Annotated in this window: 27 protein-coding genes and 1 tRNA gene; 16 read left to right on the top strand and 12 right to left on the bottom strand. The window is 60.8% G+C overall.

The features are described 5' to 3' along the window. Positions 1–3: 3 nt before the first annotated feature. Both BR24_RS03945 and BR24_RS03940 read right to left on the bottom strand, forming a co-directional pair. Positions 4–153 carry a DUF5989 family protein gene (locus tag BR24_RS03945; protein ID WP_496540199.1) on the bottom strand — a complete coding sequence of 50 codons (150 nt, stop codon included), beginning with the start codon at positions 151–153 and terminating at the stop codon, positions 4–6. Positions 154–162: 9 nt separating this feature from the next. Continuing rightward, the gene (locus BR24_RS03940) at positions 163–570 is read right to left on the bottom strand and encodes an SxtJ family membrane protein (RefSeq protein WP_496540198.1); all 408 of its coding nucleotides are present in this window, start codon (positions 568–570) and stop codon (positions 163–165) included. Between the two features lie 422 nt (positions 571–992). Between BR24_RS03940 and BR24_RS03935 the strand changes: the two genes are divergently transcribed. The 7 genes from BR24_RS03935 to BR24_RS03905 are packed head-to-tail and all read left to right on the top strand — an operon-like array spanning position 993 to position 8,131. Then, positions 993–1,604 (top strand): TetR/AcrR family transcriptional regulator, encoded by a 612-nt coding sequence (locus BR24_RS03935; protein ID WP_496540197.1) that lies wholly within the window; start codon positions 993–995, stop codon positions 1,602–1,604. Continuing rightward, entirely contained in the window at positions 1,598–3,721 is a 2,124-nt protein-coding gene (locus tag BR24_RS03930; RefSeq protein ID WP_496540196.1) for a SulP family inorganic anion transporter, read from the top strand. Before BR24_RS03935 ends, BR24_RS03930 begins: the two co-directional genes overlap by 7 nt. A gap of 15 nt (positions 3,722–3,736) precedes the next feature. Then, positions 3,737–4,939, top strand: coding sequence for a cytidylate kinase-like family protein (locus tag BR24_RS03925; protein WP_496540195.1), 1,203 nt, complete (start codon positions 3,737–3,739; stop codon positions 4,937–4,939). 21 nt (positions 4,940–4,960) lie between these two features. Then, on the top strand, positions 4,961–6,697 hold the full coding sequence (locus BR24_RS03920) for a sensor histidine kinase (protein WP_496540194.1): 1,737 nt from the start codon (positions 4,961–4,963) through the stop codon (positions 6,695–6,697). Continuing rightward, positions 6,694–7,038: a response regulator gene (locus BR24_RS03915; protein ID WP_496540193.1), complete on the top strand. Its 345-nt coding sequence runs from the start codon at positions 6,694–6,696 to the stop codon at positions 7,036–7,038. Before BR24_RS03920 ends, BR24_RS03915 begins: the two co-directional genes overlap by 4 nt. 19 nt (positions 7,039–7,057) lie before the next feature. After that, positions 7,058–7,675, top strand: coding sequence for a sensor histidine kinase (locus BR24_RS03910; protein WP_496540192.1), 618 nt, complete (start codon positions 7,058–7,060; stop codon positions 7,673–7,675). Between the two features lie 27 nt (positions 7,676–7,702). Continuing rightward, on the top strand, positions 7,703–8,131 hold the full coding sequence (locus BR24_RS03905) for a response regulator (protein ID WP_496540191.1): 429 nt from the start codon (positions 7,703–7,705) through the stop codon (positions 8,129–8,131). 123 nt (positions 8,132–8,254) lie between these two features. On the opposite strand, the gene BR24_RS03900 is transcribed toward BR24_RS03905, so the two are convergent. From BR24_RS03900 to BR24_RS03890, 3 genes are all read right to left on the bottom strand, one after another. Beyond that, on the bottom strand, positions 8,255–8,977 hold the full coding sequence (locus BR24_RS03900; RefSeq protein ID WP_496540190.1) for an HD-GYP domain-containing protein: 723 nt from the start codon (positions 8,975–8,977) through the stop codon (positions 8,255–8,257). A gap of 70 nt (positions 8,978–9,047) precedes the next feature. Further along, complete coding sequence (locus tag BR24_RS03895; protein ID WP_496540355.1) at positions 9,048–9,728, bottom strand: queuosine precursor transporter; 681 nt, start codon at positions 9,726–9,728, stop codon at positions 9,048–9,050. A gap of 179 nt (positions 9,729–9,907) precedes the next feature. Next, positions 9,908–10,225: a hypothetical protein gene (locus BR24_RS03890; RefSeq protein WP_496540189.1), complete on the bottom strand. Its 318-nt coding sequence runs from the start codon at positions 10,223–10,225 to the stop codon at positions 9,908–9,910. A gap of 34 nt (positions 10,226–10,259) precedes the next feature. Here BR24_RS03890 and rlmD point away from each other — a divergent pair, with 34 nt between their 5' ends. The 4 genes from rlmD (at position 10,260) to rpsI (ending at position 14,132) form a co-directional block, all read left to right on the top strand. Next, positions 10,260–11,639 carry a 23S rRNA (uracil(1939)-C(5))-methyltransferase RlmD gene (gene rlmD / locus BR24_RS03885; protein WP_496540188.1) on the top strand — a complete coding sequence of 460 codons (1,380 nt, stop codon included), beginning with the start codon at positions 10,260–10,262 and terminating at the stop codon, positions 11,637–11,639. An 83-nt stretch (positions 11,640–11,722) separates the two neighbouring features. Further along, a complete protein-coding gene (locus tag BR24_RS03880) occupies positions 11,723–12,967 on the top strand; it encodes an HD domain-containing protein (protein ID WP_496540187.1) in 1,245 nt (414 codons plus the stop codon). Positions 12,968–13,301: 334 nt separating this feature from the next. After that, complete coding sequence (rplM, locus tag BR24_RS03875) at positions 13,302–13,730, top strand: 50S ribosomal protein L13 (RefSeq protein ID WP_496540186.1); 429 nt, start codon at positions 13,302–13,304, stop codon at positions 13,728–13,730. 9 nt (positions 13,731–13,739) lie between these two features. Continuing rightward, the gene (gene rpsI / locus BR24_RS03870; protein WP_211208186.1) at positions 13,740–14,132 is read left to right on the top strand and encodes a 30S ribosomal protein S9; all 393 of its coding nucleotides are present in this window, start codon (positions 13,740–13,742) and stop codon (positions 14,130–14,132) included. Positions 14,133–14,554: 422 nt separating this feature from the next. Here the strand turns inward: rpsI and BR24_RS03865 are convergent, their stop codons facing one another. Both BR24_RS03865 and BR24_RS03860 read right to left on the bottom strand, forming a co-directional pair. Then, positions 14,555–14,956 carry a hypothetical protein gene (locus BR24_RS03865; RefSeq protein ID WP_496540185.1) on the bottom strand — a complete coding sequence of 134 codons (402 nt, stop codon included), beginning with the start codon at positions 14,954–14,956 and terminating at the stop codon, positions 14,555–14,557. 53 nt (positions 14,957–15,009) lie between these two features. Further along, a complete protein-coding gene (locus BR24_RS03860; protein ID WP_496540184.1) occupies positions 15,010–16,092 on the bottom strand; it encodes a class I SAM-dependent methyltransferase in 1,083 nt (360 codons plus the stop codon). A gap of 226 nt (positions 16,093–16,318) precedes the next feature. Between BR24_RS03860 and infA the strand changes: the two genes are divergently transcribed. Beyond that, positions 16,319–16,537 carry a translation initiation factor IF-1 gene (infA, locus tag BR24_RS03855; RefSeq protein WP_018125019.1) on the top strand — a complete coding sequence of 73 codons (219 nt, stop codon included), beginning with the start codon at positions 16,319–16,321 and terminating at the stop codon, positions 16,535–16,537. 146 nt (positions 16,538–16,683) lie between these two features. On the opposite strand, the gene BR24_RS03850 is transcribed toward infA, so the two are convergent. Then, positions 16,684–16,971, bottom strand: a complete 288-nt coding sequence (locus tag BR24_RS03850; RefSeq protein WP_496540183.1) for a hypothetical protein — start codon at positions 16,969–16,971, stop codon at positions 16,684–16,686. 181 nt (positions 16,972–17,152) lie between these two features. On the opposite strand from BR24_RS03850, the gene BR24_RS03845 reads away from it, so the two are divergent. Continuing rightward, positions 17,153–17,246: transfer RNA gene (locus tag BR24_RS03845), tRNA-Sec, on the top strand. Positions 17,247–17,308: 62 nt separating this feature from the next. Here BR24_RS03845 and BR24_RS03840 read toward each other — a convergent pair. Beyond that, a complete protein-coding gene (locus tag BR24_RS03840) occupies positions 17,309–18,013 on the bottom strand; it encodes a substrate-binding periplasmic protein (RefSeq protein WP_496540182.1) in 705 nt (234 codons plus the stop codon). Positions 18,014–18,256: 243 nt separating this feature from the next. Between BR24_RS03840 and BR24_RS03835 the strand changes: the two genes are divergently transcribed. From BR24_RS03835 to fsa, 3 genes are all read left to right on the top strand, one after another. Further along, positions 18,257–19,462 (top strand): ABC transporter substrate-binding protein, encoded by a 1,206-nt coding sequence (locus tag BR24_RS03835; RefSeq protein WP_496540181.1) that lies wholly within the window; start codon positions 18,257–18,259, stop codon positions 19,460–19,462. Next, a complete protein-coding gene (locus BR24_RS03830) occupies positions 19,434–21,497 on the top strand; it encodes an ATP-binding protein (protein WP_496540180.1) in 2,064 nt (687 codons plus the stop codon). The genes BR24_RS03835 and BR24_RS03830 overlap by 29 nt, the downstream gene beginning before the upstream one ends. A gap of 85 nt (positions 21,498–21,582) precedes the next feature. After that, complete coding sequence (gene fsa, locus BR24_RS03825) at positions 21,583–22,227, top strand: fructose-6-phosphate aldolase (RefSeq protein WP_496540179.1); 645 nt, start codon at positions 21,583–21,585, stop codon at positions 22,225–22,227. A 1,110-nt stretch (positions 22,228–23,337) separates the two neighbouring features. Here the strand turns inward: fsa and BR24_RS03820 are convergent. The 3 genes from BR24_RS03820 to BR24_RS03810 form a co-directional block, all read right to left on the bottom strand. Then, complete coding sequence (locus BR24_RS03820) at positions 23,338–23,841, bottom strand: hydrogenase maturation protease (protein WP_496540178.1); 504 nt, start codon at positions 23,839–23,841, stop codon at positions 23,338–23,340. 150 nt (positions 23,842–23,991) lie between these two features. Further along, the gene (locus BR24_RS03815) at positions 23,992–25,440 is read right to left on the bottom strand and encodes a Ni/Fe hydrogenase subunit alpha (protein ID WP_496540177.1); all 1,449 of its coding nucleotides are present in this window, start codon (positions 25,438–25,440) and stop codon (positions 23,992–23,994) included. A gap of 9 nt (positions 25,441–25,449) precedes the next feature. Further along, entirely contained in the window at positions 25,450–26,385 is a 936-nt protein-coding gene (locus tag BR24_RS03810; protein ID WP_018125010.1) for an NADH-quinone oxidoreductase subunit B family protein, read from the bottom strand. Between the last annotated feature and the right edge of the window lie 5 nt (positions 26,386–26,390).

Genomic DNA, 26,390 nt, shown 5'->3' with positions numbered 1-26,390 from the left:
CTCCTAGAATACGGTATAGATGAACGGAGCGATGGCGGAACCGCTGGTCAACACGACGAGCGTCCCAAACAGCAGCAGCACGATAATGATCGGCAGCAGCCAGAACTTTTTGCGCTCTCTAAGGAAACCCCAGAGATCCTTAATAAAATCCATCTACTTCTCCTAGAAAGGATTTTGAATTTCTTTTGCGGTGAAGCGGTGCTCACGCACGACGAAGACGGAATCATTTCCTTTCTTCCATTTCCGCAGCGCCATCGGATCGTGTCCGAGCACCCTGCGCAGCAGGGCCAGCGGTGTCACGAGTCCAAAGAAGATCAGCGAGAGAATGACCTTGGACATGATGGTCCCGAGAAGATGGGAAAACGCGAACCAGCCCCGCGCGGGCAGGCGGAAAAGCCCGGGGGCGGCCATGGTCAGAACCAGCAACGCGGTCGCTGCGACAAACCACGCCTCCACCTCGGTTACGAAGCCGATGATGAGGCAGACGAGCGTCAACGCCATTCCGGTATCGACAGCCTGCCGTCTGCCCATGCGGGCGCTGTTTTCGCCATGGTCCTTGGTATCGATCATTTCACCCCCTGAAATATACCCGCACTTCATGCCTCATCCTCGGTGAAAAAACAACTCCCCGGGCGCCGCCCGCCTGCATTCCAGCAACACCTCGGTTTCTCCCGACAACTGACCGGAAAAGTCTCGAACAGGGGAAGCAGGCGCTTCGGCAGACGACCATTTCAATATATATGCCCGCTGCCCGAACTCCTTACGGCCGATCCCATCACCTAACAGGCTTAAATAATGCGGCATTTATTCATGCCCCAGCGTAGACCCTTCATATCGTTCAACGCCAACCAACTTTTCTGTATTCACAACACCCTCAATTCATTAACAATCGCACAAGACTTTGAGAAAATCGTCACATGCGCTTGACAAACAATTTGCCGTTTCATAAACCGACTGAGTGCTCAGTCGGTTTTTTACGAGGAGAATATTTGATGTCGAAGATGCCGAAGAAGAAGGAAGCCATCCTTAAGGCCGCCACGATGCTGTTCGCGAATAAGGGGTTCTCGGACACGTCCATGCATGAGCTCTCCGAGCTCACCGGTGCGGCGGAAGGCACCATCTTCTACCACTTCAAAAACAAAGAGCATCTCTTGCTCACGATACTGGAGGACACCAACGACAGTATCGTGGAGGCGTTCGACAGGTTTTTCGACGGACGGGAGTTCGAGGACGGCATGCACATGGTGAAGGAAATGATCTCCTTCTATCTGTACCTAGCCGGGCTCATGGAATTCCAGTTCCTGCTGCTGCAGAGGCATTTCCTTTATCGTTTCGCGCTGGAGAACAAGGACTTCCGGGAAAACCTGGAAGCCATCTACAACTGCATCGCGGACATGTTCGAAAAAGGAATCCTCAGGGGGCAGGAGGACGGCTCCGTCGGCGACGTGCATCCGCGAAAGACCGCGCTGATGCTGTTCACCATGGTGGACGGCATGGTACGGTTCAAGAGCTTCAATCTCTACGACGCGGGAGCCCTGTTCAACGACCTGATGACCTCATGCGAACGAATGCTCAAGCCTGATGGAGAAAATGCACCATGTTGAGCCGCATACTCCCATTCCTCGAGTGGTTCAAGGGGTATTCCCTGAGCGACCTGAGGACGGACGTTCTGGCGGGTGTGACCGTCGCACTTGTCCTGATCCCGCAGTCCATGGCTTACGCACAGCTGGCCGGACTGCCCGCATACTACGGACTCTACGCCTCCTTCCTGCCGCCGCTCGTCGCCGCTCTGTTCGGCTCCAGCCGCCAGCTGGCAACCGGCCCGGTGGCAGTGGTCTCACTCATGACAGCCGCATCGCTGGAACCGCTGGCCACCGCAGGCAGTGAAGGGTTCATCGCCTATGCGGTCATGCTCGCCTTCCTCGTGGGCCTGTTTCAGTTCCTGCTCGGCGTGCTCAGGCTCGGCCTTGTGGTGAACTTCCTGTCCCACCCGGTCGTCAACGGCTTCACCAACGCCGCGGCCATCATCATCGCCTCCTCCCAGCTTTCCAAGCTCTTCGGGGTGTACGTGGACAAGGCGGCCCACCACTATGAAACCATCATCCGCGTGGTGGAAAGCGCCTTCCATTACACCCACTGGCCCACACTGGCCATGGGCGTGCTGTCCATCGCCATCATGGTGGGACTCAAGAAGATCAACCCGCGCATTCCCAACGTGCTGGTTGCGGTGGTCATAACCACCGTTCTCTCGTGGTCGCTGGGCTTCAACCACGACGCGCGCGTTGACGTCAGCTCCATCAAGTACCCAGAGTTCCGTGAGAAGGTCGTGGCATTCAACCAGACCGTCACCTCCATCCACCAGCTCGGCGAACAGCGCGCCGGCATCAACGAACAGATCGACGACGCCAAGGAAAACAACGACGCCATCGCCGTCATCGACGCCGAACACGACCTGAACGTCATCGCCACCAACATCGCCCGCCAGAAGCAGCACCAGCACGAAATTCGCAGCTGGCTTCGCGACCAGCTCTTCACCGGCGTCGAGACCGGCGGCGGACTGGTCTTCTACCCGCAGGACAGGCTGCCCTCGAGCGCAGAGGGCGACGGCCGCACCTGGCGCCTGAAGATCGGCAACAGCCAGGTGGACACATCCAACCTGAAGATGATGGGCGGCGGCGCGGTCGTCGGCACCATCCCGTCCGGCCTGCCCAAGCTGGCCATGCCGACCTTCGACTTCAAGATCATGCTGCGCCTGCTGCCGTTCGCCGCGATCATTTCGCTGCTCGGCTTCATGGAGGCCATCTCCATCGCCAAGGCCATGGCGGCCAAGACAGGTCAGCGTCTTGACCCGAACCAGGAGCTCATCGGTCAGGGCCTCGCCAACATGGCGGGCGCATGCGGACAGAGCTACCCGACCTCCGGCTCCTTCTCCCGCTCCGCAGTCAACCTGCAGGCAGGCGCGGTGTCAGGGCTCTCCAGCGTCGTGACCTCCCTCATGGTGGTCATCGTGCTGATGTTCTTCACCCCGCTGCTCTACCACCTCCCGCAGGCAGTGCTGGCATCCATCATCATGATGGCGGTCATCGGCCTCGTGAACGCCTCCGGCTTCATCCACGCATGGAAGGCCCAGTGGTACGACGGCGCCATCTCCGTTATCTCCTTCGTCTGCACGCTGGCCTTTGCGCCGCATCTGGACAAGGGGATCATGGTCGGCGTCGTGCTCTCTCTCGGCGTGTTCCTCTACAAGAACATGCGTCCGCGCGTCGCCACCCTCTCCCGGGCGGAAGACGAACACCTGCGCGACGCCACCGCCTATGGCCTCAAGGAATGCACCCACGTGGCCGTGGTCCGCTTCGACGGTCCGCTCTTCTTCGCCAACGCGAGCTTCCTGGAAGACCAGATCACTGCACGCATGATGGAGATGCCCGAACTCAAGCACATCATCATCGCCGCGGAAGGCATCAACGACATGGACGCCTCCGGCGAGGAAGCCCTGTCGCTGATCGTGGACCGCGTGCGCAGCGCCGGCATGGACGTGTCCCTCTCCGGCGTCAACGAATCGGTCATGGCCGTGCTGGAGCGCACCCACCTGCTGGAAAAAATCGGCGAGGACCATGTCTTCGCGAACACCGAGATGGCAGTCTGCGCAACGCATGAAACCGCACACAAGGACGGCGGCGAGAACGCCTGCCCCCTGACAACCGTGTGCCGACTCACGTAAAAAAGGAGTAGTTCCATGAGCATTGCATGCCTCTTCAGCGGCCTGTACTGCGAGGCCGACGAGATCGCCTCCATCGTACTGGACCGCACCGGCGCCCGCTCCGTGTCCGACCGTGAAGTCGTTGCCCGCGCAGCGTCCCTTTCCGGCATGGACGAAGACCGCATTGCCAAGGCGTTCTTCGCGGGAACGTCCATCTTCAACCGCTTCAGCCACGAGAAGGAGCGCTCCGTCTCCTGGCTCAGGCTCGCCGCGGCCGAGATACTCGCCGAAGGCGGCCCCATGGTGATGCACGGCTTCTCGGCCCAGCTTCCGCCCGATTCCGTGAGCCACGTGCTGCGCACCTGCATCATCGCAGGGCTGCAGCACCGCGCGGACGTGGCGGAAAAGGCCGGAGTCACTCAGGCCGAAGCCAAGCGCCACATCCACAAGGGCGACGAAGACCGCGCCGCATGGACCGAGGAAATTCGCGGTTCCAAGGACCCGTGGGACACCTCGCTCTATGATCTGGTCATCCCCGTGGACAAGACCGGCGTCGCCGACGCGGCCGAGCAGATCCTCACCCAGCTGGCCAACCCCGCGGTGAAACCCACGGCCGCCTCCGAGCGGGCCGTGCAGGACTTCCTGCTCGCGTCTCGCGTCGAGACCTTCCTCGGTTCCAACGGCCACCATGTGGAGGTGCACGCCAAGAATCAGGAAGTGACCATCGTCATCCACAAGAACGTGCTCATGCTGGAGCGCCTCGAACGCGAACTCAAGGAGCTCGCCGAAAAGGTCGAAGGGGTGAAATCGGTGGAGACCAAGGTCGGCCCGGACTTCCACAAGTCCGACATCTACCGCAAGGTGGACTTCGAGGTGCCGAGCAAGGTGCTTCTCGTCGATGACGAACGCGAATTCGTCCAGACTCTCTCCGAACGCCTGCTCCTGCGTGACATGGGTTCCGCGGTGGCGTATGATGGGGAATCGGCTCTGGATATCGTCTCCAACGACGACCCGGAAGTCATCGTGCTGGATCTCAAGATGCCCGGCATCGACGGCATCGAGGTGCTGCGCCGCATCAAGGAGAACCGTCCCGAGGTGCAGGTGATCATCCTGACCGGCCACGGCTCCGAAGAGGACCGCGACGTGTGCATGAAGCTGGGCGCCTTCGCCTACCTGCACAAGCCGGTGGATATCGAGACCCTGAGCGAGACCATCAAGAAGGCCAACGAGGCCCGATAAAACGATACTGCAGAGGTTTTCGTGAAGTCCCTGAAAAACATGCTCATCCCCAAGTTCTGGCACGCCGAGACGGAAGGCGTGGGCACGGGACGCTGGTTCCTGAACTATCGCCGCGCCTGGGCGATAGCCGTGGGGCTGCTGGCATGCGTGGCGATCATCCCGCTGCTCTTCGTGGCTTCCATGGACTATCGCGCCACCCGCAACGCGATCATGAGCGAAAACCTCCTGCGGACCACCAGGACCACATCCAACACGCGCCGCGCGGTGAGCTTCTTCCTTGAAGAGCGCCGCGCGGCGCTTGCCCTGGTGACGCGGACCGTGCCGGGCAGCGACCTGATGAGCGGAAAAGGGCTTTCCAACATCCTCTCCGGACTGCGCGAAGCCTTCGGCGGGTTCACGGACATCGGCCTCATCGACAACACCGGAACGCAGGTCGCCTACGTGGGCCCCTTCGACCTTGAAGGAAAGGACTACAGCGACCAGCCATGGTTCAAGGAGACCCTGCAGCAGGGGTCCTACATCAGCGACGTATTTCTCGGGTACCGGGATCTGCCCCACTTTGTCCTCGCCGTGCGGTTCACCATGGACAACGGCCGGGAAGCCATCCTGCGTACCACCATCGACATCAGCCTTTTCAAGAACCTGCTCTCCGGACTCAACCTCTCCGGCGACGGCGACGCGTTCATCGTCAACCGACAGGGCGTCCTGCAGGTCCCCTCGCGATATCACGGCGAGGTTCTGGAGCGCATGGACCTCCCCATTCCCGAGTACGCCTCCCACACCCGGTCCCTTGTACTCCAGAAGAGCTCGGGCGATCCGCTCATCACCGGCTATGCCTATGTCGAGGGCACGCCGTTCATCGTGATGATCGTCAAGCGGCAGGCCATGCTCATGAACTCCATGCACGAGGCCGTGGAGGAGATTCTCTGGATTTCCGGCCTGAGCGGGGTGACCATCATCGTGGTCATTCTGGCAGTGGCCACCTTCATGGTCGGACGCATCTACGAGGCCGAGCTGACGCGGGTCAAGGCGCAGCGCCAGATGGAGCACGCCAACCGGATGGCCTCCATCGGCCGGCTCGCCGCGGGCGTGGCCCACGAGATCAACAACCCGCTTGCAATCATCAACGAAAAGGCCGGCCTGCTGCGCGACCTCTTCACCTTCCGGGAAGAGTACAAGGGCGACGACAGGCTGGTGCGCATGGTGGACTCCATCATCTCCTCAGTGGAGCGGTGCGGCACCATCACCAAGCGCCTTCTGGGCTTCGCCCGGCAGGTGGACACCTTCATGGCTCCGCTGAACCTTGTCGGGGTCATCCGCGAAGTGTTGAGCTTCGTGCAGAAGGAAGCGGAATACCGCAGCATCGAGGTGCAGATTCACACGGAGAACGAGCTGCCCACCGTGATCTCGGACCGGGGCAAGCTGCAGCAGATATTCTTGAACCTGATCAACAACGCGTTTCAGGCCATGGATGACGGCGGCAGCCTCGACATCACCGTGCGCAGTCTCGGCAAGGACACGGCAGAACTGGTTTTCTCCGACGACGGGTGCGGCATCTCCCGCGAGAACCTGGAACGGGTATTCGAACCGTTCTTCTCCACCAAGAAGCAGACCAGCGGCACCGGACTGGGGCTGTCCATCACTTACGGGCTGGTCAACGAACTCGGCGGGGAGATGGAAGTTGTGAGCGAAGTGGGAACGGGGACGACCTTCATCATCCGGCTCCCGCTCAAAGACCAAGGCAAGGAACAGACGTGAAAATTCTTCTGGTAGACGACGAAGTCGAACTCATCTCGGCGCTGGCCGAGAGACTCTCCTTCCGGGGCATCGACGCGGACTGGGCGGACAATGGCGAGGACGCCATCGAGCTGGCCCGGAACAATGAATACGTAGTGGCGGTGCTGGACGTGAAGATGCCCGGCATGAGCGGACTCGAGCTGCAGGAGCGCCTGCAGAAGATCCGGCCCGGAATGCGTTACGTGTTCCTGTCCGGCCACGGGTCCCAGCAAGATTTCCGCGAGGGGTCCGCCAAGGCCTCCTCGTACCTCATGAAGCCGATCAACATCGATGAACTCATCGAACGGGTCAAGCAGGCCTAGATCGGGAGGATGTGAGAATATGGATACAGTGAATTCCGAGCGTGAACGGCTGCGTTTTTTCGGCCGGATCACGGCAGCGGCAACCCACGACCTCAAGAACGTCCTGGCAATCGTGAACGAAAACGCCGGACTGCTCGAAGACCTCTGCGCCCTCGCCGAACGCGGGCAACTTACCCCTGACCGACTGACACACGCCAGCGGGAGGATTAGGGAGCAGGTACAACGAGGCGACGGCATAATGCGCCGCCTCAACGACTTCGCGCACAGCACGGATCACGACGCGTCCCAGGTCGATCTCGGGGAGGCCGCGCTTCTGGCGTCGGGCCTGTGCAACCGGGTGGCCAAGCTGCACGAGACCTCGATCAAGGTCGAAGCCGAAACGAGCACTTCGGTGACGGCCTCGCGATTCGAGGTGATCCGGCTGGTCTGCGGGCTCATCGAGGCCGCCGTGAAAGCGACCGGGACAGCGGGAGGTGTATCCGTAACCACCCAAGCCGAGCCGCCTTCGGTGGCCGTTGCGGCCCCCGGGGGCACGACTGTGGAAACGGGGCCTCTGGCCCCCCTCGCGGAGAGCGTCGGAGCCGAGATCGTCAGCTCCGATCCCCATCACGTCGCTGTTCGGTTCAGCGGCGCGTAACCACAACTCAAGTAAAAGGAGCCTGATATGTCAGAAAAGGTCCTTCTCATAGACGACGAACCGGAATTCCTGGAAACCATGAGCGAGCGTCTGCGCCTGCGCGGCATGGACGTGGAGACCTGCACCAGCATCTCCGAAGCGCTGGACATCATGGCCGACGACCAGTTCGACGCCATCTTCCTCGACCTGCAGATGCCCGGCACCAACGGCATCGACAGCCTCAAGATGATCAAGAAGCTGCACCCGAGCCTGCAGGTCATCCTGCTGACCGGGCACGCCTCCGTGGAAAAGGGCATCGAAGCCATGAAGCTCGGTGCCATGGACTTCATCGAAAAGCCCGCGGACATCGACGTGCTCAGCGAAAAGGTCAGAAAGGCGCAGGCCAAGAAGATGCTGTTGGTCGAAGAGGCCACCGAGGAGCGCATCCACGACATCCTTCACGGACGCGGCTGGTAGCTTGGACTTTTGCCGTCCGGCTTCGCGGAGCCCCATTCGGCTCCGCGAAACCGGACGCGAAAAACTGTGCTCGCCTCGTGCGGTCTGTTGCGGCCAAATGACGTCTTGCGCGCACCAGACCAGCTACGCCCCTTCGCGACGTCGCCCCCTGACGGCGAACGAACGCACGCCGCTCTCCTCCACGCTCATGATCGCATCGAACACCGCACTCCTGTTCGCCAGCAGGCACGAAACGACCATGGGATCATATTGCGTGCCTGAGCACCGCCGAACCTCCCGACAGGCATCGACATAGCTCATCCCCTTGCGGTAGGGCCTGTCCTGCATCATGGCGGAAAGACCGTCAGCCACCGCGATGATCCTCGCTCCCGACGGGATCGCCTTGCCGGAGAGCCCGTCCGGATATCCACCCCCGTCCCAGCGCTCGTGATGCGCGCGGATCATATCCGCAACGCCGCCCTTGGCCGCAAACTCCGGCACAGGACGAACGATGTCCGCCCCTCGTCCGGGGTGCTCACGCACCATGGCCCACTCCTCTTCGCTCAGAGCGCCGGGCTTGTTCAACACGACATCGGGCAGGGCCAGCTTTCCGATATCGTGCAGATGCCCGGCAATATGAATAAGCTGCCGTTGCACGGATGAAGCCCCCATGCACTGCGCCAGCACCAGCGACACCTCCGCCACCTCGTCCGAGTGCGCCCATGTCCCGTGATCCCGCGCGTCGATCGCGTTACCCAGCGACTCCGCGAATTCGTGTAGCGTCACCCGGACATGGTCGCACCCCGACCCGAACAGCTTCTCTTCCAACGTGTACATGAGCCGCCTTTTATTGAATTTGAAACTCATTTTCAAGAAATTTCTACAAGAAAGCCCGCGCCGGCCAGACTGCCGACGCGGGCGTGTCATCAACGTTGAATCAGGCGTGAACGCCCTTCGGAAAGAGCCTCTTCGCGAGGTAGATGAACGGGGTGTCGAGCACCGCCACGGCGACCTTGATAACGTAGGTGGAGACCATGATCTCCATGAACACTCCCATGGGGAACAGCCCGTAGAAGGCGATGGTGCAGAAGATGGCGGAGTCCAGAAGCTGGCTCACGAGCGTGCTGGCGTTGTTGCGCAGCCAGAGATGCTTGCCGCCGGTGCTGGCCTTGATGCGGTGGAAGGCCCACACATCGTGCATTTGAGAAATGAGATAGGCCGCGAGGCTCGCCAGCGCGATGCGCGGCATGAACCCGAACAGCGCCTCCAGATGCGGGTGCGCGAAATCTTCCGCCCCGGGGATGAACTGCAACGCTAGCTGCATGTAGCCCGTCATGAGCAGCAGCGTCACGAAGCCCAGAAGGACCGCTTTCTTCGCGTCCTCCTTGCCGTGCAGCTCCCCGAGCATGTCGGTGGAAAGAAAGACGCTGGCGTACAGAATGTTGCCCAACGTTGTAGTCAGGCCGAACATTTCCACGGTCTTGAGGACCTGAAGATTGCATAGCAGCAGGTTGAAAACCACAAGGCCAAACAGGCCGGTGCGGCCGAAGAAACGGTACACGACAAGGACCATGGTCAGGTCCAGAAGGGCGAATCCAATCCAGAGCAGTTCGTTCATGGGCGGTGCCATGCACCTTTTTCCGGGTTGGGTCAAGCTTTTGCCCGATCGCAATCCGCGCGCCCCGCACCGCTTGTCGCAGGCCGAAATCGTCCGGGCCGCAATACAGCCGCGCTCTTTTTCGCCCCGGTCCCCTCACTGCCATCTGAAAGACCGTTCAAATCGGTCAAAACGTCGTCTCAGAGAATCTTCCTTGGCAAATGGGTTTCCGCGTTCTCCCCTTCCAGCGTGTACAGCCTGATCTTGGTGCTTCGCGGAAACTCTTTCTTGAGCAGCGTCTTCAAGAGCTTCTTCATCTTCTTGCGGGTGCTTTCAAACCGGTTCTGTTCGTAGCCGTTCTGAATGACTTCGAACAGATCGTCCTCCACACGCCGGATGAGCACGGAGCGGTTTCGCTTGTATGTGCGCATATCCAATGCGTGGCCATGCGGCAGTTTCTTGAGCCGCTCCATGACGGTTTCTATGGCAGTGGCCTTGTCGATCATGGATAAAGTCATAGACAGCGCCGGGGAAAGCTGTCAAACCCCGCTCATGAGCATAAAAAGAGGCGAAATAATAGAAGTGGCGATCCGCGATCTGGCATCAACCGGCAACGGAGTAGCGCGTCTGCCCGACGGCATGACGGTCTTTGTGGAGGGCGCACTGCCCGGTTCCCGCGTCAAGGCCAGCGTGCAGCGCGTAAAGAAACGGTATGCCGAAGCCCTCGCGGCCGAGGTGGTGGAACGCTCCCCTGTCGAAGTGAAGCCGGAATGTCCGCATTTTCCCGAGTGCGGCGGCTGCCTGCTGCAACACATGGCCCCGGCCGAACAGCTTGCGTGGAAGACCCGCCGCGTCTCCGACGCGCTCAAGCGCATCGGCGGCCTTGAAGATGTCCCGGCGCTGGACCCCATCGGCTCCCCCGGCATCTGGCGCTACCGCAACAAGATGGAATTCGTCTATGACGCCATGGAAGGGCAGCCCGTGGCCGGACTGCGCCGCAGAACCGATGCCTCCGTCATGCCGGTGCCGGAATGCCGCATCTGCACGGAAAAGACGGCCGCCATCCTGCGCCGCGCCAACGAACTGGGTCCCTCGCTCGGACGCATCGCCTACAACCCGAAGACGGGCAAAGGCTACCTGCGCCGCCTCGTCATCCGGCACCACGGCACCACCTCCGGCGAAGGCGAGCTGATGGTGCACCTCATCACCGCCACCGCGCGCGACCACTCCCCGGCGGAAAAACTTGGTCGCGCGCTACAAGCCGATTTCCCGGAGATAACCTCCTTCGTTCACTCCACCCGCAAGAGCCGCCGCGATCTGGCCTTCGGCGAGCGCATTCAGCAGGTCATGGGGCAGGACTCGGTGGAGGAGCGCCTCCGTCTTCCGGACGCCGAGGTTCGCTACCGGATATCACCCAACGCATTCTTCCAGCCCAACAGCGCGGCCGCAGAGCTCCTCTACGGCGCGGTCCGTCAGGCGGCCGATCCCGGCCCGGACGATACGGTCATGGACCTCTACTGCGGCACAGGCGGGCTGGCGCTGGCCCTCGCCGACAAGGCAAAGAAGGTGCTCGGATTCGAGCTTTCCAAAGACTCCGTGCGCGATGCCGTGCGCAACGCCGAGATCAACGGCTTCTCCAACTGCGAATTCCACGCCGGAACGTTGGAGCACGGCCTCGGACAGGTGAAAGGCGTGCCAGATCCGGACATCATCGTCACCGACCCGCCCCGCTCCGGTATGCACGAGACCATGGTGCGCGGCATCCTCGACATGCTGCCCCGCAAGGTCGTGGCGGTCTCCTGCGATCCGGCGACGCTGGCGCGCGACCTCGGCAGGCTCTCGCACGCCTACGCCGTGGAGAGCGTACAGCCCGTGGACCAGTTTCCGCATACCACCCATGTCGAGGCGGTCGCAGTGCTCAGGCGCAAATAGGCCGTCCGGATTTCGGGCATTCACAAACCGGGCCGCACCGTCTATGGTGAACGGATGAACCGGAAACCGCAGGATAACGCACCATGTCCGTGATCATTCGCAAGAGCCTTCTGGAACTGGTTTTCTCCGGCGCGTTCATGAAACGCTGGAACGACAAGCTGCGCCCCATGGAACTGGTGGAGGTGGACAAGCAGGCCCACAAGATGATCGTGGCGTGGGTCCTGTTCGTCATCAACTCCCGGGATATGGACGTTGCCAGACGGCGCGCACTCGGCGAGAGCATCGTGGAAGGCGGCATCTTCGACTACCTTTACCGGCTGGTCATCACGGACATCAAGCCGCCAGTGTTCTACCGCATCAAGGAGAACCGGGAGGACTACCGCAAGCTCACCTCGTGGGTCGTCTCGGAGCTGGCCCCGCGCCTTCAGCCACTGGGAGAGGGATTCCTGCGCCGCATGGGCGAGTTCCTCATGGAGCCGGAGGAGAAAGGGCTGGCCAGACGCATCCTGCGGGCCGCGCACCTCTACGCCAGCTGGTCCGAATTCAAGCTGCTCAAGAGCATCAACACCATGGACCACGAGCTCATGGAGATCGAACAGAGCTTCGTGGATCGCCTCAAGGACCTCCGCGACATCAGAGGCGTGGACGAGCTGCTGGACGACGAGAACACCACGCTGGGACGCTTCGCCAGAATGTGCGGGCGACTGCGCTTCCAGAAACGCTGGTCCCAGACCCCACGCGTGCCCGAGACCTCGGTGCTCGGTCACATGTTCATCGTGGCTGCCTACGGATGGTTCTTCAGTCAGGAAGTGGGCGCCTGCCGAGCGCGACAGCAGAACAACTTTTTCGCCGGGCTTGTGCACGACCTGCCCGAGCTGCTGACCCGGGACATCATCTCCCCGGTCAAGCAGTCGGCACCGGAAATTGCGGAGCTTATCCGTCAATATGAATTGTACGAGCTGGAAAAGGTCGTGCTGGCCCCGCTGCGGGACGGCGGGTACGAGGATGTTTCCGAGCGGATGGCCTACTTCCTCGGCCTCGACGTGGGCAGCGAATTCCAAGCCACCATCGTGCGCGACGGCAAGGTTCTGGCGGTGGCTGCTGACGAGCTGGCCGACAACAATCAGGACACGCTGGACCCCAAGGACGGGGAACTGCTCAAGATGTGCGACCGGCTGGCCGCGTTCATCGAGGCGCACACCGCCCTCAAGAACGGCATCTCCTCGGACCAGCTGCACCAGGCGCTGTTTCGCATACGCAACCATTACAAGGGCCGCACCACGGTTGCGGGCGTGCAGATAAACGCCCTGCTGGCAGACTTCGACTGACAAGCAGTCCCTTTACGACATGCAACGATTCCGGTGGCGCGAGCGCCGTCGGAGCGGGAGCGCAGTAAATTTTCCGGGTCCGCACGAAAAAAGGTTTTGCTTTTTGTCGCCAAACGATGTACTTGCACCGTCCGGACCCGAGAGGTTCATTTATCCGCAAGTCGGATTCTGACGCGAAGAAAGGCCCGGCATCGGCCGCATCCCGAATTTCCCCACCCCGTTACGGTCGGCACCGGGACATCGTTTCAACGCGTCGGGATATCGTCTTGTCGCTTGACATGCGGAGACAAACACCGTAACTGTCCCGTTCCCAGTTTGTGCAAGGAGCATTTTTATGAAGACATATAGTCCGACTCCGGAAGACGTGAAGAACGATTGGATCGTCGTGGACGCCACCGACAAGGTTCTCGGTCGCCTGGCCACCGAAATCGCCAATCGCCTGCGCGGCAAGCACAAGCCCGAATACTCCCACCACATGGACATGGGAGACTTCGTGGTTGTGATCAATGCCGAAAAGATCAAGGTCACCGGCGCGAAGCTGGATGACAAGATGTACTACAAGCACACCGGCTACCCGGGCGGCATCCGCGGCAAGAATCTGCGCGAGATGCTCGAGATCAAGCCGGAAAACGTCATCACCGCTGCGGTGAAGGGCATGCTGCCCAACAACCGTCTGGCCCGCCAGCAGCTGAAAAAGCTCAAGGTCTACGCCGGTTCCGAACACCCGCATGCGGCCCAGCAGCCCCAAACCCTGGAACTGTAATCGGGAGACATCATGAGCGATTTTAATTACGGCACCGGCAAGAGAAAGAATGCCATCGCCCGTACCCGCATTTACGCCGGTTCCGGGCAGATTCAGGTCAACGGAAAAGACTTCACCGAGTACTTTCCCCGCAAGACCCTCCAGATGGTCGTGCAGCAGCCGCTGCGCCTGACCAAGAAACTCGACAGCGTGGACGTCAAGATCCGCTGCTGTGGCGGCGGCGTCGCCGGACAGGCTCAGGCCGTCCGTCACGGCATCGCACGCGCCCTTTGCGAGCTCGACCCGGAACTCCGCGGCGTGCTCAAGAAGGCCGGATTCCTCACTCGCGACGCTCGTAAGAAAGAGCGTAAGAAGTACGGTCTCCGCGGCGCACGCGCCAGCTTCCAGTTCTCCAAGCGTTAAGCCGCTGGACATACGAAGCCTATTCAAAAGGCCGGAGCATCTGCTCCGGCCTTTTTTCATGCCCTCGGCACCTCCCGCTGTCCCCTCTGGTTTCCAGTAGGTAAAAAGCGCAGACCTTGTGCCTCCTCAAGAAAACCTCTCCGTGAGCGCATTTGGCGCCCCAGCCACGCCACGACGCCTGCAGGCGGACCGGGGAAGGCCACAGCAGCCACTCCACCGCTGCCGTTTCGCAGAGTCGTCGTTTCCGATTCTGCACACCACAGCTCATTATGCACATGCGGCTTGGCGACTTGAGGGACGCACTGCTCTCTCATGAGAGAAGCGCACGAGGCGGAAAGTCAGTAAAAAAAAGACCGGACCGCAGAGGCGGTCCGGTCACAAGAGCGAAATCGGGTCGTCAGTGAGTTCTGCCGAGAGGGAGGCTAGTCAGCCTTGCCGTAGGCCTCGTCGAGCTTGGACAATACAAACTCAACGCTTTCGGGCGCGTCCTCGTCAACGTCAAAACAGATCGCGTCCTGTCCCATGAGCCCTTCAGGGACGAAGTCACCCTGCTCATCCGGGTCGCTGACGAAATCCGCGTAGGAACAGACGGAGAGCCAGCGGCCGGAGGGATCGTCCACCACATCCACCAGCGCAAAAAGCGGCCGCTCCTGTCCAGCCTTGCGCGGCCGCAGAGAGTAGCTCACCCCCGGGCGCGCCACGAATTCACATTCCACGCCTTCCATGGCCTCCAGCGCGGCGCGGAAGCGTTCGAAACTGTCGCGGGAGAAACCCGGTTCCCAGCCGTCGAGAAATTCCTGAAGAGTCATCTTGGATTCGGTCATCGTTCTTTCCGTATGGTTGCGGTTTGGCGGTTTGGCGGTTCAGCCCCGCCGGATCATGCCCGGCAGCAGTAATGCAGGTTGAACGGGTCGTCGGGAATCGGGGATGTTCGTACATCGGAAAAGCCTGCTTCGGCAAGCATGGCCTCAGCCCGCTGCCTGCCCCACATCATGCCGAGTCCCGCGCCGCCCCCTTGGAGACCGACGGGCATGCAGTGCATCAGACTCACGGTATACAGAAACGCACCCATGGGGTGGTCGGCATTGCCACCAATGGAGCTTTCGGCAGCGATGTCCACCATGGAGAACACGCCACCCGGAGCGAGCAGCGAATGGATCGCAGCAAGCGCCCGAGCGGGTCGAGTCTGGTCGTGAATCGAATCAAAGGCGGTGATCCAATCGAACTTCCCGTCCGTCGCCGGTGCCATGCGCGTCACATCACGCAGGTCGTAGGCAACGTTCGCAAGTCCGGCCTCAGCAGCTTTCCACCCAGCGCGCCGGACCGAATCCCCGGAGACATCCACCCCGAGGAATTCGCTCCGGGGAAAGGCTCCGGCGAGTAAACGAAGCGCGGTTCCTTCGGAGCACCCGACATCCAGCACGCGAATACCTTTTTTCAGTCGTTCCACCATGGCACCTCGCTCAACAGAGGGAACGAACACATCCACAAGGGTCTGACGATGCTTCGCGACCGCCAGCTCATCCATGAACCTGTGAAAACGCGGATAGCGGTCATAGCCGACCCCCTCGCCGCTGCGAAACCCCTCGGCCACGTCGTCGTACACGCTGGCAGTCAGCAAGGGAATCTCCTGCATGTAGACCCCCATGTTTTCCGCCCCGGCCCGCTCAGTCAACAGGTCGGCGTGCGCTCCGGGCAGCAGGAAGCGCTCGGGGGCGCCTTCGGCCAGCTCCACCACGCCCCCCGAGACCATAACGCCAAGCCATTCGCGCACGTACCGCTCGTGAAGCCCGGCTGCCTCGGCAATGACCGAAGCCTCAGCTGGCTCACTCAGCTCATCCATCGCTTCGAACAGCCCCGCCCTATAGCCGAGCGCCATGGCCAGCGTGAGCGAAGACTCATTGAGCAGACCGACCAGGCGCCTGGAAAACGCATCTTTTCTTGCAGCCCTGTCGTGCATGATTCCTCCTTGCGCGTACCGGCGCAAACTACCATGATGCCCATGCGAACAACAGCCGTTTTCAGGCTCATGGCGCATTAGGATTGGACAATCCCGGCAATTTCTTATATGGGAAACTGGCCCTCAACGCACGGGGGCAACGACCAACAGCATTGTGCGCCGTATGCGCACTGGGTGACCCGGACGGGTGTCCGGTCGCCGTGAGAAACACAAACAGGGAGTCTCAATGGCCAAGGAAGAAGGAATCAAGGTTCAGGGAACCGTGGAAGAGGCACTGCCGAACGCAATGTTCAGGGTGGCCCTCGAAAACGGTCACGAAGTGCTCGCACACATCTCCGGCAAAATGCGCAAGTTCCGCATCCGCGTCATGCCCGGCGACACCGTCACCGTCGAGCTCAGCCCGTACGACCTGACCCGCGGACGCATCACCTTCCGTCCCCGTTAGCCGCCGGCGCGGCATTCCGGCCATATACACGATCCCCAGGGTCGCGGTACACAGTTTTCGGTAGCCCCTTCCGCCCGGCGGCGTGAAGGGGTCTTTTGCCGTGCCCGGCCTCAGAGGCGACAGGCACGCATCATCAGAAACCGAGACTATTCGCAGAACGGCCCCGTCCCCGGCGCAAGCCCGTTCAAATACGCGGCGGCCTCGTCGATTCTGCTCTCCGAAAGGTCGGCGCCGTTGCCGATCATGCGTTCCACGGTCTCCTTCCATGCCTCGGCATCCTTGATGCCCTGGAAGCGGCATATCCGCTTGGTGGAGTGACAGCTGCTGCAAGTGCTTCCGAGCTCTTCGCCGAGATCCGAAGAAGCACAGGCGCCAGCGCTGAACAAGCTGACGCAGAGGACCGCGCCCGCCATGGTTGCGATACTTCGTTTCATCAATTCCTCCGCCTGCTGTTTAGGTTGCCAGCCGAACCGATGTCCGACATTACCTCGTCATAGCAGAATCCAGCCTCTGTGGAAATGCTTCACGCAACCTTCGCAACGCTCGACCCATCGACGCATTCGCTCTTTTCCCTTGAACGCAATCCTCAAACCTGATAGCTAATTACCTCCGCTCGGAAGCGTTTCGTCACCGGTGTGGCGCCTGGACTTCAAATCCAGTGGACGGGCTAACCCTCGTCGGTAGGTTCGACTCCTATACGCTTCCGCCAATCACAAACAAAGCCCTTCGTCTTCGGACGAAGGGCTTCTTTCGTTCATGATCTTTTGGGATTCACGGGGTGATCGGCGACGCTGCATTCCCGTCCAGACGGTTCATTGCCTCCCTGAGCAGGCGGAGGCGGGCTGTCGTCCCCGGGAGATCACGCAACGCCAGGACCAGAGGCCGGTGGCCCAGAACCCTCAGCACTCTGATGGTTGCCACGCCCGATCGCGATGCTATGTGGAGCATCACCTTGGGGTCGGTTATGGCGGCGTCGATGCGTCCCTCGGACAGTTTCTTGAAGAGCAGCTCCTCGTTCGGAGTGCGGTCCACATTGTGCGGCCGCCGCGCGGCCTGTGCCGTGACCGTCGCCGGATAGTCGTACGTCTTTACCAGACCGACGCGGTGCCTGAAGACCTCCTGCAACTCGTCGGCCCTTATGTTGCTGTCTTTGCGGACCATTACCGCAACGCTCGACCACTCCACGGGAACCGACGCAATGAAGCCGTCATCGACCTCTTCCGGCCACGCAGGAAAATACCCGACATAGTCGCCTGTGCGCGCGACCATTCTGGCACGCGCCCAAGGGAGAAACGTCACCTCTAGCTTCACACCGAACGGCTTCAAGGCGTCCCGCAGCCGCTGGACAGAAGCACCGCCCTCAGCCAGTTCACCGCCACTGTAGGGCGGCCAGTACAACGAGGCGATCTTCCATATTTCGGCAGCACAGGCGGGCTTCGGCCACAGGAGTGCGGCCGACAGAGTGATCAGCAGCAAGACGTAACGCATAGACCCCCAATTTATTGAAGTATTCGGGACAGGGTTTCCATTCAAACAATTGTTACACGCAGTGCGCTACGCACTGCAAACGAAGCTGTAACACCCCTGCCGCAGAATACAGCCATAAACGACAGCCCGAAATGATATGGTTCCGTTATCTGCCAATTACGCTGAAATGAACTCACTTCTTGCGCAACCGCCACGTTTCAACGTATGTTTCCTAGAATGGAGAGAATGCCAATGCCACCAAGACTTGTCAGTTTATTCCATAAGGTGCTGCTGGGAATCACTCTCCCGCTGCTCCTCCTTCCCCTTCTCGGCCAAGCTCCCCCGGCAGCGGCGGATGAAGGCCCCGTCCTCATTGCCAGCATCTTTGCCCACTCCGGTCCGGCCGGAGAGGAAAACACGCCTAATTATCGCATGGTGCAGCTCGCCGTGAACAAAATCAACGAGTCCGGCGGACTGCTCGGAAGACGCGTGGAGCTGCTGGAGATTGACAACCAGAGTACCGCCCTCGGCTCGCGGGAAGCTGCAAGGGATGCTGTCAAGGCAGGCGTCGCAGCCGTCATCGGCCCCTCATGGAGTTCACACGCAATGGCCATGGCGCCGGTGCTGCAGAAGGCGGGCATCCCCATGATCGGCGCAACGACCACCGCCCCGGAGGTCACGCAGGTCGGGGATTACATTTTTCGAGTCTGCTACACCAATCGCCAGCAGGCGCTGGCATTGGCCCGCTTCGCCGCGCGGGACCTCAAGGCCGAATCCGCAGCGGTGCTGAGCATAGCAGGAGACGTCTACAGCGAGGGCCTTGCAGAGGCCTTTTCCCTAGAGTTCGAGAGGCTCGACGGCAATACCGTTGTCGAGCGGTCATACCTGCAAAGCTCGATGGACTTCTCAAGTCAGCTCGACGATGTGAAGGAGGCAAACCCGGACGTTGTCTTCGTTCCGGGGTTCGCCCGCGATTCAGGGCTTATTCTGAAGCAGGCCCGCAACATGGGCATGCAGATGCCTTTTCTCGGCGGTGACGGCTGGACCGCTCTGGAGCAGTATCCGTACCTTGATCCGGCCAACGGCGACAACTACTACACCTCGCACTGGCATCACAGCTCGGAGCATCCGCAAAGCCGCGACTTCGTCCGCATGCTGAAAAAAGAGCTGGGGCCGGACGCCCTCTCCCTCGTGGATTCGGGAAACCCCTGCGCCTACGACGCCATGATGGTCGTGGCGGACGCCATACGCCGGGCCGGCGACGCTTCATCCGAGTCGATACGCGATACGCTCCTTGCCACAAAAGAATATGCCGCCGTGACGGGAGCCATATCCTTCGACGGCTCACGCGATCCCCTCAAACCCCTCGTCATTCTGCAGATAACCCGAAGCGGAACCCGCTACATAAAAACGGACACCCCATCAGGATATGAAGAGTCTCTCCCGCAAGGTAACTGAATCCATCCTCCTGACCTTTCTGGGCATCAGCGCCCTGTTCGTGCTCGCCGCCGTGCCGGTTCAGCTGCACTGGACGCAGCAGAACATCGAGTCGGCCTGCTTCCTGCTCGACACACTGCTGACCCGCGATCAGGACAGCATTGCCAACGAGCTTTTCGAAAAGCGCATAAAGGCCCTGAAAATGCGCCTGGAGCAGATCGAGCGGGTGAAGAACATCCATCACATCACCCTTTATGACGACAGGGGCAAAGCGATCGCCACGGCGGGCAGCACAGACGAGCAAGCCGCTTTGCAAAGCACCATCACCCCTCCGACGCTTCCTTCGGGCGAACGTTTTCTCTATGAACGGCACGGAAGAACAATGGTCTTCACCAAGCCGGTGCGCGCCGTGGGCGAAACGTTGGGCTGGATCAGGCTCTCATACGACCTCGGCCCCGTCCTCTCCCAGACCACGACCTTCTATCTCTTCTTCGGATGCCTGCTGCTGATCACGCTGCTTTGCATGCTGACGCTGCTGCGCAAAAGGATCAACACTTCAGTCGTGCTGCCCGTACTGCGGCTGCGCGACTCCATGACCTCGCTCTACGCCGGAGAGGAAAAGCCGGACCTGCCCGAGAACATAGGGGACAAGGAGATTGCGGACCTCGTCCAGTCCTTCGGCGACATGGCCGAACGCCTCCACGCATCCTATCACGCAGTGGACGAAAAGAACCTGCAGCTCAGCCATGCGCTGGAGCAATCCGCACGGGTCGCCGACGCGCTCAGGGAAAGCGAGGCAAAATTCCGGGGCATCGTCACGCAGGCCCCGGTGGGCATCATGATGTTCGACAACAAAAGCACCGTCTCCAGCTGCAACCGCTATTTTGCCACCATAATGGGAGCAGGTGGACCGGAGCAGATCACAGGAATCAACATTCTCCGCGACATACGCAATGAAGCCGTGAAGGAGGCCGTGAGCAAGGCCATCACCGAGGGCAGAGCCAGCTACGAAGACTACTACACCTCCCTCACCGGTCAGCGTCGAGTCTACGTCCGCGCCAGACTCATCCGCATCACCGAAAGCACCCTGCTTGGCGTCTTCGAGGACCTGACCGAATACAAGGAGATTCTCAACGCTCTGAGCGAGAGCGAACACAACAAGCGACTCGCCGCGGAGAACCTCGCCGAGCTCAACAAGAACCTCGAGGAGACCGTGGCCGAGCGCACCCGCGATCTCCAACACAAAGCCGAGGAGCTGGAGGCCGCCAACCAGCGCCTGCGCGAGCTGGACGCCCTCAAGAGCACGTTCCTGTCATCCGTCTCTCACGAACTGCGCACCCCGCTGACCTCCATCCTCGGGTTCGCCAAAGTCACTCGCAAGAGCTTCACCCGCCACTTCTGGAGCCCCGAGCCGGACAGCTCCCTCAAGGCGGCAAGAGCCGCCACCATCGACGACAACCTGAGCATCATCATCGGGGAGGGGGAGCGCCTTTCCAGACTGGTGAACGACGTGCTCGACCTCACTCGCATCGAGTCAGGCAAGATGCTGTGGAACGACCGCACGATACACCCCCAGCGAGTCCTGTCCCACGCACTGGCCGTGACCAGAAACGAATTCAACGAGAACGTTCAGGTCAACGAACGCTTCGCCAAAGACCTCCCTCACGTCACCGTGGACCCGGACAAGCTGACACAGGTTGTCGTAAATCTCCTGCACAACGCCGCAAAATTCACGAATCAGGGGCAGGTGGAACTCATCGCCGACCGCGCGGAAACGAACGCAGGAACCATGCTGACCGTAACCGTCTCCGACACCGGCCCCGGCATCCCCGCAAACGAGCTTGGCGCGGTCTTCGAACGCTTTCATCAGGCAAGGAACTCCGCCGACGGACACAAACCTACAGGCTCCGGCCTCGGGCTGGCCATCTGCCGCCAGATAGTACTGCACTACGGCGGCGACATCCGGGCCGACTCCAGGCCCGGCCAAGGTACCAGTATCTCATTTATGCTCCCCGCCACCCCTGAGACCGAACTCCCGGAAGCAGACGCAACTTGACGCACACTCCCCCTACCCTTCGTCACGCATCTGTGGCAGAGTGTCAGGCAAAGTCGAAAATACTCACGACCATCGGAGGACCATCATGGAATTCTTTCTGGACACGGCAAGCCTCGACGAAATCGCTTCCGCCCGCAAACAGGGCCTTATAGACGGCGTCACCACGAACCCCACCCTGCTCTCCCGCGAAGGCGGCGACTGGCAGGAACAGGCCAAGAAAATCTGCGACACCGTCGACGGCCCGGTCAGCCTCGAAGTCGTCGGCACTACCGCTGAGGCCATGGTCCGCGAGGCCGAACACCTCGTCTCCTTCGGCGACAACGTGGTGGTCAAGATTCCCATGATCGCCGAAGGCCTCACCGCCACACGGGAACTCGAATCCCGAGGCATCCGCACCAACGTGACCCTCGTCTTCTCCGCCATGCAGGCCCTGCTCGCAGCCAAGGCCGGCGCCACCTACGTCAGCCCCTTCGTCGGCAGACTCGACGGCATAGGCCAGAACGGCATGGAAGTCGTCTCCCAGATACGCACCATCTTCGACAACTACGGCATGAATACCAAAATCCTCGTAGCCAGCGTGCGCTCCCCGAACCACGTGCTGGAAGGAGCACTGCTCGGGGCAGACGTCGCCACCGTGCCGTACAAGGTTATCACCCAACTCACCAAGCACCCGCTCACGGATTCAGGACTCGATTCGTTCCTGAACGATTGGAAGAAGCTCACGGAGTAGACAACCGAAAGGGCCTCCGGCGGGCCCTTCAGGCGGACCAAAGGGGCGGGCCCCCTTTGGAAACCCTGTGTTGTCAACGGCCTTGCAGCGGCAGGATTCACGGCGACGCCCGGTCCGCGACGATACGCCGCAACGCCGCTGACGAGTGATGAGGGGTGGGAGTCTTGGCTGACGAACTCTCTTAACCAAATTCAGTTCCAAGCAACTCCCTCAGCCAGAACACTCGCCCTCAGAACTCCCACCGAAATACCCTCTCTCGTCAAACAAGTACCGCAGCAATTGCCGGTCGAGGCATAGAGGATATTTTGACCGGTCACGCAGGTAACGGGTGGTGTTTGTAGCCACAAACGTTTCACCCGTAGCAGTGACCGCGTCATAGAGCCTCTCGCCGAGGGCGGCGGCGCACCCCAAAAGCGCAGTTTTTGCCTTCTTTTTTCTGCGCAAGCAAAAAAGAAGGTCGGCCGACAGGCCGAAGCCTGTAACCCATGCGGCAAACGATGCCTCCGGCGGGCCCTTCAGGCAGACCAAAGGGGCGGGCCCCCTTTGGAAACCCAGTGTTGTCAGCGGCCTTGCAGCGGCAGGATTCACGGCGACGCCCGGTCCGCGACGATACGCCGCAACGCCGCTGACGAGTGATGAGGGGTGGGGGTCTTGGCTGACGAACTCTCTTAACCAAATTCAGTTCCAAGCAACTCCCTCAGCCAAAACACTCCCCCTCAGAACTCCCACCGAAAAACCCTCTCCCGCCAAACAAGTACCGCAGCAATTGCCGGTAGAGGCATAGAGGATCTTTTGACCGGTCACGCAGGTACGGGTGGTGTTTGTAGCCACAAACGTTTCACCCGTAGCAGTGACCGCGTCATAGAGCCTCTCGCCGAGGGCGGCGGCGCACCCCAAAAGCGCAGTTTTTGCCTTCTTTTTTTCTGCGCAAGCAAAAAAGAAGGTCGGCCAAAAGGCCGAAACCTGCAACCCATGCGGCAAACGATGCCTCCCCACGAGCCGCACGGCCCGTTGACCAGTTTTCGACCCTTTTCTCCTCACAACAATATGAAAGCCCGGATTCCCCTGCGGGAATCCGGGCTTCTCAAATTCTTGCCGAGCTAGCAGCAATCAGCCGTTTTCAGGCATACACCACTGTTTTACCTTTTCGGCCATGGCCGGAAGCACGCCTTCGACTTCAGGGCTCATGGTCTCGTCCAGCTCGTCGGGGACGTAGCCGGTCTGGACCACGAGAATCTTCACGTCGATGCCCGTGTTCTCCTTCAGGTCCTTGAGCAGATTCACCGTGGGGAACATGTGCAGGGAGAAGTCGTTGACCTTTTTGGGGTCCATGCCGTCGATACTGATTTCCCAGAATTCTCCGGGCTCGCGGCCCTGTTCTTCGGTGGTGGCATCGATGACCACGACCCGTTCGGGCGGCGTGGGGGCCACGATGAGGTCGAAGAGGATGGTTCTGATGGAGGTGCCCACATCGAGCAGCCCCACGTCATCGGGGATCTCGGAGTCCTTTTCAAGCAATTCTACCACTCTCGGTCCGGCGGCGTCGTCGCCGATGAGAATGTTTCCGCAGCCGAACACCACCACGCGGGAGGTAAACATTTTTGACCAGTCCATGCGCTTTCTCACAGGTCGTGTGGCCGGAGCCACGTTAGCAGGTGCACGTCAGTAGCATAAATCAGTTTGAACCGCAGCCGTCGCCTGCGCGGAAAAAACAAGGGGGACCGACGTATCGGCCCCCCTGTCTGTCAGACGGGAAACCCGTCCTTACTTGTTGAAGGTGTCAAGGACGTTGCCCTGAGCGTCGACGATCTTCAGTTCCATGGCCATACCGCCATCCAGGCGGTGGGTAGCGCAGGACATTCACGGATCGTAGGCGCGTACCGCCATTTCGATGAGGTTCATGACCTCCTCGTCATACTGGCCGTCCTTGATGACCGCCTTGGCGGCCTGCTTGATGGACAGGTTCATGCCGGCGTTGTTGTGGGTGGTGCCCACAATCAGGTTGGCCTGCTCGACCATGCCGTCGCTGTCCGTCTTGTAGTGATGGATCAGGGTGCCGCGCGGGGCTTCCACGCAGCCGACGCCTTCCCCGGCCTGCGGCTTGATGCCTTCGGCGCGGATTTCGCGTCCCGTGATCTTGGGATCGTTGAGCAGTTCTTCCGCACGCTCGCAGCACTGCACCAGCTCGATGAGGCGGGCCCAGTGATACAGCAGGGTCAGGTGCGCGGGACGACCGAACTCCTTGCGGAATATCTCCAGTTCCTCCTGCGCCAGCGGCGTCTTCATCTGGTCGCAGACGTTGACGCGTGCAAGGCAGTTGGAGCGGTAGACGCCCACGGGGTCGTTTTCGTCCAGCTTAATGCCCCCGGCCTTCTTGATGTACGGGAACTTCAGGTAGGACCAGTCCTCGACGTGCTCCGCGATGTAGTCCTGATACTCGGAGTAGTCGAACTGATCGTAGGAGCCGTCGATGTTCATCAGGCGCAGCTGGCCGTCGTACAGCTCAAGAGAGCCGTTGCCGTCCACGGTTCCGATGTAGCCGGAGGGGAAGACGCCAAGCGTCTTCACGGCTTCCAGATACTTGGGGAACACGTTTTCGCGTGCGAACTTGATGGTGAACAGACAGAAGTCCTTGGCTTCCTTGACGACTTCCAGCAGTTCCTTGCGCTCGTCTTCCAGCAGCGGCTTGGAGAAGCCGCCGACAACCGCGGCGATGGGGTGGATAACCTTTCCGGCGAACTTTTCGAGCGCCATTTGGGTCTTGTAGCGCATGTGCACGACCTGTTTTGCCAGATCGGGCACGGCGCCGACCACGCCGACCACGTTGCGGACCGAGTAGTCCGCGTCAGGACCCATGACGAAGTCCGGGGCCGCGAGGAAGTAGAAGTGCAGGATCTTGTCCGGGATGTAGGCCAGCATCTGGCACAGTTCGCGGAGTTTCCTGCCGGTTTCGGGCACTTCGGCTCCGAGGCAGAGGTCGGCGGCCTTGTTGGACGCCAGGTGGTGCTGCCACGGGCATATACCGCAGATGCGGTTGACGATGCGGGAGACCTCTTCCACGGGTCTGCCCACAACGAACTTCTCGAATCCCCGCAGAGACATGACCTGCATCCGGGCATCGGCAACGTTTCCGTTGTCGTCGAGCATGATCTCGAACCCGGCGTGGCCCTCAATGCGGGTGATGGGAGCTACTCTCAGCGTTTTGCTCATCATTTACTCCTGTTAACCCAGTTTTTTCAGGACGCCGTGCCCGCCGTTGAAGCGGCAGAGATAGCCGCGACGGTCCGGCATGCGGGACGGGTCGTAGCCCACCGTCGCCAGTGCGCCGACGTAGTCCACGAGGGGAATGCGGTCGTCACGAACGGGACCGTAGCAGCCGCGGCAGGGCACGCGCGCGCTGATGCAGCGCGGCGCCTCGCCGGTCATGCCGGAACAGCCGGCCTTGGTGACCGGGCCGAGGCACATGAAGCCCTGCTCCAGCAGACAGCGCATCTCGCTGATGGGCTTTTCCGGGTCGTAGTCCGGGGTCTCAAGCATGCGCCTGATGTCGCCCATGCTCTTCTTGCGTTCCCTCTGGGTCGGACAGGTGTCGCAAACCGACTTTTCCGGGAGCTCCAGCACGTTCTTCTCGTCCAGCAGGGACAGAATGGCGGCGGCGATCCAGTCGGGATGCGGGGGACAACCGGGCAGCTTCAGGTCCACCTTGACGTGTTCGTCGAGGGCGGAGCAGCTTTCAAGCATGTCCGGGATATGGTTTCCTTTGACGTCCGGGTTCGGACCGGCTTCCGTGGTCGGAGAGTCGCGGTACACGAAGTCGCGGATTTCGTCGTTGGAATACATGTTGGCCAGCGCGGGGATGCCGCCGTCGGTGGCGCAGGTGCCCAGGGCGATCAGAATCTGCACGCGTTCGCGCATCTTCTTGAGCACCTCGAGGTGCTCTTCGTTCTTCACGCCGCCGGAGACGATGCCGACAACCGCTTCGGGGATGTCCAGCTCCGTGCCTTCACCGGTCTGGCCGTAGTATTTCTTGTCGATCAGCACGGGGATGTGCACGAACTCCAGCGAGGGGAGCAGGTCCACAAGCACGTCGCCGATGTTCAGTATGGCGATTTCGCAGCCCGAACAGGAGTTCAGCCACTCTTCTGCAATCTTGACCATTGCGA

This window comes from Pseudodesulfovibrio halophilus DSM 5663 (genome assembly GCF_059568665.1).
Note: the sequence above shows the minus strand (reverse complement) of the source record. Positions and strands in the feature narration are given on the sequence as shown.

Excerpts from the sequence above, each read along its gene's own strand:
- BR24_RS03945 (WP_496540199.1), bottom strand. The coding sequence starts at position 153 with ATGGATTTTATTAAGGATCTCTGGGGTTTCCTTAGAGAGCGCAAAAAG.
- BR24_RS03940 (WP_496540198.1), bottom strand. The coding sequence starts at position 570 with ATGATCGATACCAAGGACCATGGCGAAAACAGCGCCCGCATGGGCAGA.
- BR24_RS03935 (WP_496540197.1), top strand. The coding sequence starts at position 993 with ATGTCGAAGATGCCGAAGAAGAAGGAAGCCATCCTTAAGGCCGCCACG.
- BR24_RS03930 (WP_496540196.1), top strand. The coding sequence starts at position 1,598 with ATGTTGAGCCGCATACTCCCATTCCTCGAGTGGTTCAAGGGGTATTCC.
- BR24_RS03925 (WP_496540195.1), top strand. The coding sequence starts at position 3,737 with ATGAGCATTGCATGCCTCTTCAGCGGCCTGTACTGCGAGGCCGACGAG.
- BR24_RS03910 (WP_496540192.1), top strand. The coding sequence starts at position 7,058 with ATGGATACAGTGAATTCCGAGCGTGAACGGCTGCGTTTTTTCGGCCGG.
- BR24_RS03905 (WP_496540191.1), top strand. The coding sequence starts at position 7,703 with ATGTCAGAAAAGGTCCTTCTCATAGACGACGAACCGGAATTCCTGGAA.
- BR24_RS03900 (WP_496540190.1), bottom strand. The coding sequence starts at position 8,977 with ATGAGTTTCAAATTCAATAAAAGGCGGCTCATGTACACGTTGGAAGAG.
- BR24_RS03895 (WP_496540355.1), bottom strand. The coding sequence starts at position 9,728 with ATGAACGAACTGCTCTGGATTGGATTCGCCCTTCTGGACCTGACCATG.
- BR24_RS03890 (WP_496540189.1), bottom strand. The coding sequence starts at position 10,225 with ATGACTTTATCCATGATCGACAAGGCCACTGCCATAGAAACCGTCATG.
- rlmD (WP_496540188.1), top strand. The coding sequence starts at position 10,260 with ATGAGCATAAAAAGAGGCGAAATAATAGAAGTGGCGATCCGCGATCTG.
- BR24_RS03880 (WP_496540187.1), top strand. The coding sequence starts at position 11,723 with ATGTCCGTGATCATTCGCAAGAGCCTTCTGGAACTGGTTTTCTCCGGC.
- rplM (WP_496540186.1), top strand. The coding sequence starts at position 13,302 with ATGAAGACATATAGTCCGACTCCGGAAGACGTGAAGAACGATTGGATC.
- BR24_RS03865 (WP_496540185.1), bottom strand. The coding sequence starts at position 14,956 with ATGACCGAATCCAAGATGACTCTTCAGGAATTTCTCGACGGCTGGGAA.
- BR24_RS03860 (WP_496540184.1), bottom strand. The coding sequence starts at position 16,092 with ATGCACGACAGGGCTGCAAGAAAAGATGCGTTTTCCAGGCGCCTGGTC.
- infA (WP_018125019.1), top strand. The coding sequence starts at position 16,319 with ATGGCCAAGGAAGAAGGAATCAAGGTTCAGGGAACCGTGGAAGAGGCA.
- BR24_RS03850 (WP_496540183.1), bottom strand. The coding sequence starts at position 16,971 with ATGAAACGAAGTATCGCAACCATGGCGGGCGCGGTCCTCTGCGTCAGC.
- BR24_RS03835 (WP_496540181.1), top strand. The coding sequence starts at position 18,257 with ATGCCACCAAGACTTGTCAGTTTATTCCATAAGGTGCTGCTGGGAATC.
- BR24_RS03830 (WP_496540180.1), top strand. The coding sequence starts at position 19,434 with ATGAAGAGTCTCTCCCGCAAGGTAACTGAATCCATCCTCCTGACCTTT.
- fsa (WP_496540179.1), top strand. The coding sequence starts at position 21,583 with ATGGAATTCTTTCTGGACACGGCAAGCCTCGACGAAATCGCTTCCGCC.
- BR24_RS03820 (WP_496540178.1), bottom strand. The coding sequence starts at position 23,841 with ATGGACTGGTCAAAAATGTTTACCTCCCGCGTGGTGGTGTTCGGCTGC.
- BR24_RS03810 (WP_018125010.1), bottom strand. The coding sequence starts at position 26,385 with ATGGTCAAGATTGCAGAAGAGTGGCTGAACTCCTGTTCGGGCTGCGAA.